At 62.9% G+C, this 6815-nt stretch carries 5 protein-coding genes; all 5 read left to right on the top strand.

Annotated elements, in window-relative coordinates; all coding sequences use genetic code 11:
• The first annotated feature begins 127 nt into the window (after positions 1–127).
• On the top strand, positions 128–1294 hold the full coding sequence (nasR, locus tag WFM46_RS22185) for a nitrate regulatory protein NasR (RefSeq protein WP_336998563.1): 1167 nt from the start codon (positions 128–130) through the stop codon (positions 1292–1294).
• A gap of 228 nt (positions 1295–1522) precedes the next feature.
• On the top strand, positions 1523–2770 hold the full coding sequence (locus WFM46_RS22180; RefSeq protein ID WP_336998562.1) for a CmpA/NrtA family ABC transporter substrate-binding protein: 1248 nt from the start codon (positions 1523–1525) through the stop codon (positions 2768–2770).
• 1 nt (position 2771) lies between these two features.
• Positions 2772–3659 (top strand): nitrate ABC transporter permease, encoded by an 888-nt coding sequence (gene ntrB / locus WFM46_RS22175; protein WP_336998561.1) that lies wholly within the window; start codon positions 2772–2774, stop codon positions 3657–3659.
• Between the two features lie 10 nt (positions 3660–3669).
• Positions 3670–4458 carry an ABC transporter ATP-binding protein gene (locus WFM46_RS22170; protein ID WP_103179937.1) on the top strand — a complete coding sequence of 263 codons (789 nt, stop codon included), beginning with the start codon at positions 3670–3672 and terminating at the stop codon, positions 4456–4458.
• A gap of 11 nt (positions 4459–4469) precedes the next feature.
• Positions 4470–6815: FAD-dependent oxidoreductase (locus tag WFM46_RS22165; protein ID WP_336998560.1), on the top strand; the 2346-nt coding region annotated here is incomplete at its 3' end.

Genomic DNA, 6815 nt, shown 5'->3' with positions numbered 1-6815 from the left:
CAGCGATTCGCTTCCATAGGCCGCACCGTTAGCGACAATCACAATCTTCTGCATGTTGACTCCTGAATAATGAAAAGGCATGAAAATTGCTTCTCTCTTCGGCAGACACTGACCCGGGAGAGTAAGCATGACGATAAACAGAGGCCGTCCACCCGGCGCCACGGAATGGTTCCAGCAGGCCAGGCTGCTGCGTAAACAGCAGCTGTGCAAGCTGGCACAACTGGGCACGCTGGTGAGCCGGATCAGCCATCTTGCGCACATGCTACAGTGCGAGCGGGGCGCCTCCAACATCTGGCTCTGTTCCGAAGGGGCGCTCTATGCCCTGGAGTGTAAAGCCAGCCGCGCGCTGGTAGACGAGCATGTGCAGGCGCTGCACGAGGCGCTCGGCTCGCCGGTGATGGCCAGCGGTGCCCTGTGCGAGCGGGTGGCCAACGCCCTGCAAAGTCTGGAGCAGCTTCCCGCGCTGCGTGAGGCCATTACGGCTTGCGCGCTGCCCGCTACGGCGGCGATGGAGCGTTATAGCCGTATGCTGCGAAACCTGCTCAGCATTGTGCCGCAACTCAATGACAGCATTGATAACCCGCAAATCGCGGGCAGATTTGTCGCGCTCTACAGCCTGATGCAGGGCAAAGAGCTGGTGGGGCAGGAGCGGGCGCTGGGAGCGATTGGCTTTACCCAGGGCTTTTTCAGCGATGAGATGCGCCAGACACTGGTAGACAGAATCGATGGCCAGCAAACCTGTTTCGAGGTCTTCCTCTCCCTGACCCCTCCCAGCCTGCACGATCCTTTCAACCTCAGCGTACCGGGGGCGGAGGTCGAACAGCTGCGGCGGCTGGCCTGTACCCGGCAACCCGCCGCGGATCAGGGGGTGCTGGCGCTGCACTGGTTCTCGCTGCAAACCGAACGCCTCGAACATCTGCGCACCCTGGAGGAGATGCAGATCGCCGATCTGATGCTGGCGGTGGAGTCGTTGATTAGCCAGGCTGACGACGAGCCGCCCGCAGAGCCGCAGACGGCGGAGCCGCTGGCCCTCTATCCGCAAAAACCGCTGCTGCCGCTGGTGCGCCAGCAGGCGCAGGAGATCGAGCAGCTCTCCCGCCAGCTGGCCTCGATGCGCGACACGCTGGAGGAGCGCAAGGTGATCGACAAGGCCAAAAGCGTGTTGATGACCCATCAGCAGATGAGTGAGGAGCAGGCCTGGTGCCAGCTGCGCAAGATGGCGATGGATAAAAATCAACGGATGGTGGATATCGCCCGCGCGTTGCTGACGGTCAAAGCCCTGTGGCAGCAGTAAATGCACCCCGGATGGGCAACGCCTGCATGGTTGAGGTGCGTTCTCGCTGTCGGCAGGCAGAAAAACCCCGTTATTTAAGCCTTTAAAACCTGGCATCACCCTTGCATTAATCAACATAACAATTCTGACGACGCGCCAACGGCGGTGTGTCGTTTTTGAGGATAAAGGCGTCCTGCGGTGCTTCGGCACTGCCGGGCGCTTTTTTTTGCCATTTTTTCAGGAGTGAGCATGGTGGAATGGACAAGACGGCGTTTTTTACAGGCCAGTGCGCTGGCGGGCGGGACGCTGATGGTGCCGGGATTGATGCAGAGCACATGGGCCGCGGGCTCCGATAAACCGGAGCTGGAGACGGTGCGCGTCGGCTTTATCCCGCTGACCGACTGCGCGCCGCTGGCGATCGCGGCCTGGAAAGGGTTCGATAAGAAATATGGCTTCACCCTGGTGCCGAGCAAAGAGGCGAGCTGGGCGGCGGTGCGCGACAAGCTGGTGGCCGGAGAGCTGGACGCAGCGCACATTCTCTATGGCCTGCTGTATGGCCTGGAGTTGGGGATCGCCGGTAAACCTAAACCGATGGCCAACCTGATGACCCTCAACCGGAACGGGCAGGCGATCACCCTGTCGAGCGATCTGGCTCAGCAGGGCGTGCGCGACGTCGAGGGGCTGAAGAAGCTCATCGCCCGGGAGGCACCGGGCACCTACACCTTCGCCCACACCTTTCCCACCGGTACCCATGCCATGTGGCTCTACTACTGGCTGGCGAGCGCAGGCATCAACCCCTTCGACGACGTGCGCACCGTGGTGGTGCCGCCGCCGCAGATGGTGATGAACATGCGCATCGGCAATATGGTTGGCTTTTGTGTCGGCGAGCCGTGGAACGCCCGCGCTATTAACGATCGCATCGGCTTTACCGCCGCCACCTCCCAGTCCATCTGGCCGGAACATCCGGAAAAAGTGCTCGGCACCCGCCACGAGTGGGTAGAGCAATATCCGAACACTGCCCGGGCGCTGGTCAGCGCCCTGCTGGAGGCCCAGCGCTGGATCGACGCCTCACCGCAGAACAAAGAGGAGACCGCGCAGCTGCTGGCCCGGCGCGCCTGGCTCAACACCAAAGAGCAGTACCTCACGGGCCGGATGCTGGGCGAATACGACAGCGGAACCGGCAACCGCTGGCAGGATGCCAACCCGATCCGCTTCTTTGAGGAGGGGGCGGTGAGCTACCCGTGGCACTCCGACGGAATGTGGTTCCTGACCCAGTTCCGCCGCTGGGGACTGCTGAAAACCGACCCGGATTACGCCGCTATCGCCCAGCGCATCAACCGCACCGACATCTGGCAGGAGGCCGCCACTGCCGTGGGCGGCATTCGCGCACCTTCATCGCCGCTGCGCACCAGCACCTTAATGGACGGCACCGTCTGGGACGGCACCGATCCGAAGGGTTACGCCAACCGTTTCGCCATTCACCGTACAGGGGCCTGATATGAAAAACGTCAACATTAAAGCCGCACCCGCCATACCCGCCGAGCCGGTCAGCGGGGAAGTGATCGCCCTGCCGCCGGTGCAGGTCCGCCGCCGTACTCCGGGGTTTGCCCGCCGGACCAACGATCTGCTCCAGCGCATCATTCCGGCGCTGCTTGGCCTGGGATTACTGGTGATCGCCTGGCAGCTGGCGGCAATCAACAGCAAAGGGTTCCCGACGCCGCTCAGCACCCTGGACTCGGCCATCACGCTGTTTGCCGATCCGTTCTACCGCGATGGCCCCAATGACATGGGAGTGGGCTGGAACGTGCTGGCCTCGTTGCAGCGTGTCGCTATCGGCTTTGGCCTGGCAGCGATCGTCGGCATCCCGCTGGGCTTTATGATTGGCCGGTTTATCTTTATGTCCCGCATGTTCACCCCGCTGATTGCGCTGCTGCGCCCGGTCAGCCCGCTGGCATGGCTGCCCATCGGCCTGCTGCTGTTCCAGAAGGCGGAGCCTGCCTCCAGCTGGACCATTTTTATCTGCTCGATCTGGCCGATGGTCATCAACACCGCCGAAGGGGTGCGCCGTATCCCGGAAGATTACCTCAACGTGGCGCGGGTGTTGCAGCTCTCCGAGTGGACGGTGATGCGCCGCATTCTCTTCCCGGCCGTGCTGCCTGCGGTGCTGACCGGGGTGCGGCTCTCCATTGGCATCGCCTGGCTGGTGATCGTCGCCGCCGAGATGCTCACCGGGGGGCTGGGGATCGGCTTCTGGATCTGGAACGAGTGGAACAACCTCAACGTCGAAAACATTCTCATCGCCATCGTCATTATCGGCGTGGTGGGTTTGCTGCTGGAGCAGGGGCTGATGCTGATCGCCCGCCGTTTCAGCTGGCAGGAAAAATAAGGAGCACATGATGAAACCTCTCATTCAGGTCCAGGCCGTCAGCCAGCGTTTTTCCACCGCCAGCGGCGAGTTTCTGGCGTTGCAGAACGTCTCTTTTGATATTCACGAAGGGGAGACCATCAGCCTGATCGGCCACTCCGGCTGCGGCAAATCGACGCTGCTGAACCTGATCGCCGGCATCACCCTGCCGACGGAAGGCGGGCTTCTCTGTGATAACCGCGAGATCGCCGGGCCAGGGCCGGAGCGGGCGGTGGTGTTCCAGAACCACTCCCTGCTGCCGTGGCTCACCTGTTTTGACAACGTAGCGCTGGCGGTGGATCAGGTGTTCCGCCGCAGCATGAGCAAAGCCGAGCGGCGGGAGTGGATCGAACACAACCTCGAGCGGGTGCAGATGGGGCACGCCATCCACAAGCGGCCGGGGGAGATCTCCGGCGGCATGAAGCAGCGGGTGGGGATTGCCCGCGCCCTGGCGATGAAGCCAAAGGTGCTGCTGATGGATGAGCCGTTCGGCGCCCTCGATGCTCTGACTCGTGCCCATCTGCAGGATTCGGTGATGCACATTCAGCAGGAGCTGAACACCACCATCGTGCTGATCACCCATGACGTGGACGAAGCGGTGCTGCTCTCGGATCGGGTGCTGATGATGACCAACGGCCCGGCGGCAACGGTAGGCGAGATCCTGCGCGTCGACCTGCCGCGCCCGCGCAACCGGGTGCAGCTGGCGGAGGAGAGCCGCTATCACCATATGCGCCAGCAGATACTGCACTTCCTCTATGAAAAACAGCCGAAAGCGGCCTGAGGAGCATAACCATGCGCCTGGTCATCATTGGAAACGGACTGGCGGCAACGCGGCTGGTTGAGTCATTGACCGAGCGCGCGCCAGGCCGCTTTGAGATCACCCTCATCGGCGAGGAGCGCGTACACGCCTACAACCGCATACAGCTTTCGCCGGTACTGGGGGGCGAGAAAGAGGCGGCGGCGACACAGCTTCACGATGAGAGCTGGTATCGGACGCGCGGCATCACCGTGGTGTGCGGCGAGCGGGTGCGGGCAGTGGATATCAGCGCCCGAACGCTGCGTACCGACAGCCGACAGTTCGTATGGGATGAACTGGTCTTTGCCACCGGTTCCCGGCCGTTTGTGCCGCCCATTCCCGGCAGCCATCTGCCCCACGTCTTCACCTTTCGCACCCTGGAGGATGTGAACGCCATTCTGGCGACGCCCGGCCCGGCGGTGGTGCTGGGGGGCGGGGTACTCGGCGTGGAAGCCGCCGCAGCATTAAGACAGCAAGGTGACAATGTCACGTTAGTCCATCGCGGTCCGTGGCTGATGGAGCAGCAGCTCGACCAGCAGGCGGGTCTGCTGCTGGAGCAGGCGCTCGGCGAGCGAGGTATCGGCTGTGAGCTGAACGCCGGGTTGTCGCAGATCGCCCCTGACAGCGTCACCCTCAGCGACGGACGCACCCTGGCCGCCACCCGGGTGGTACTGGCGACGGGCGTGTTGCCCAACATCGCCCTGGCGCAGGCAAGCCGCGTGCCGTGCGGCCGGGGGATCCTGGTGGATAACCAGATGCGCACCGCAATGGAGGGCATCAGCGCCATCGGCGAGTGCTGTGAATTAAACGGCGAGACCTGGGGGCTGGTGGCGCCGTGCCTCGCCCAGGCGGAGATCCTCGCCGCCCGTCTCGCCGGGGAGTGCGTCGCACCCTTTACCCCCACCCAAAACGGCATGCGCCTGAAGGTGACCGGTATTGAGCTGTTCAGCGCTGGCGAGGTTATCGCGCAGGAAAAAGATGCGGTGTGGACCAGCTGGGACCCGCTGACCCGCCACTACCGCCGTCTACTGGTTCGCAACGGCACGCTGGCAGGCGTGCTGCTGATGGGGGAGTGTCGCAGCGCGGCCACCCTCACCGATTTACTGGCAACGTCAGAACCCGCTCAGGCGGACTGGCTGTTCGATCGATTCACTACGCAGCCGCAGGTTGCAGGACAGAACGCTATGACAAAACCTACTCTGGTTGTGGTTGGGCACGGTATGGTCGGCCACCATTTTCTTGAAGACTGCGTCAATCGCGGTTTGCATCAGCAGTATCAGATTGTGGTCTTCGGCGAAGAGCGCTATGCCGCCTACGATCGCGTCCATCTTTCGGAATATTTTGCCGGACGCAGCGCCGACTCGCTGTCGATGGTGGCCGGAGATTTCTTTGCCGATAACGGCATTGAGCTGCGCCTCTCCCAGCCGGTGGTCGCCATCGATCGCGACGCCCGGGTGATTCGCACGGGATCAGGGCATGAAACCCACTGGGACAAGCTGGTGCTGGCGACCGGTTCGTACCCCTTTGTACCGCCGGTGCCGGGCCGGGATCTGCCGGGCTGTTTTGTCTACCGTACTCTCGACGACCTGGATAACATCGCCGCCCATGCAAAAAATTCGCGCACCGGGGTGGTGATTGGCGGCGGCCTGCTGGGGCTGGAGGCGGCCAACGCCCTGAAACAGCTTGGGCTGGATACGCACGTGGTGGAGTTTGCCCCGAACCTGATGGCGGTGCAGCTTGATAACGACGGCGCCGCGATGCTGCGCCGTAAAATTGAAGCCCTCGGCGTGGGGGTGCATACCAGTAAGGCCACCACCGAAATCGCAGAAACCGACAGCGGGATGGTACTGCGCTTCGCCGACGGCAGCGAGCTGGCGACCGACATGGTGGTCTTCTCCGCCGGGATCCGCCCGCAGGATGCGCTGGCCCGGAGTTGCGGCCTGACGTTGGGCGAACGCGGGGGGATTGCCATCGACAACCAGTGCCGCACCTCGGATAGCGATGTTTTTGCTATCGGCGAATGCGCCCTCTGGGAGGGAAAAATCTACGGTCTGGTGGCGCCCGGCTACCAGATGGCGCGGGTGGCCTCCGCCGCGCTGGCGGGAGAAGAGAACGCGTTTATGGGTGCGGACATGAGCACCAAGCTGAAACTGTTAGGCGTAGATGTCGCGTCGTTCGGCGATGCCCATGGCCGCACCGCAGGGGCGCAGAGCTACCAGTGGACTCACGGCCCGCAGCAGATCTACAAGAAGATCGTGGTCAGTGCCGACAATAAAACCCTGCTTGGCGGGGTGCTGGTGGGGGATGCCAGCGAATACGCGACCCTGGTGCAGATGATGCTC

The organism is Leclercia sp. M50 (assembly GCF_037150775.1).
Lineage (GTDB): Bacteria > Pseudomonadota > Gammaproteobacteria > Enterobacterales > Enterobacteriaceae > Enterobacter.
Note: the sequence above shows the minus strand (reverse complement) of the source record. Positions and strands in the feature narration are given on the sequence as shown.

Excerpts from the sequence above, each read along its gene's own strand:
- ntrB (WP_336998561.1), top strand. The coding sequence starts at position 2,772 with ATGAAAAACGTCAACATTAAAGCCGCACCCGCCATACCCGCCGAGCCG.
- WFM46_RS22180 (WP_336998562.1), top strand. The coding sequence starts at position 1,523 with ATGGTGGAATGGACAAGACGGCGTTTTTTACAGGCCAGTGCGCTGGCG.
- WFM46_RS22170 (WP_103179937.1), top strand. The coding sequence starts at position 3,670 with ATGAAACCTCTCATTCAGGTCCAGGCCGTCAGCCAGCGTTTTTCCACC.
- nasR (WP_336998563.1), top strand. The coding sequence starts at position 128 with ATGACGATAAACAGAGGCCGTCCACCCGGCGCCACGGAATGGTTCCAG.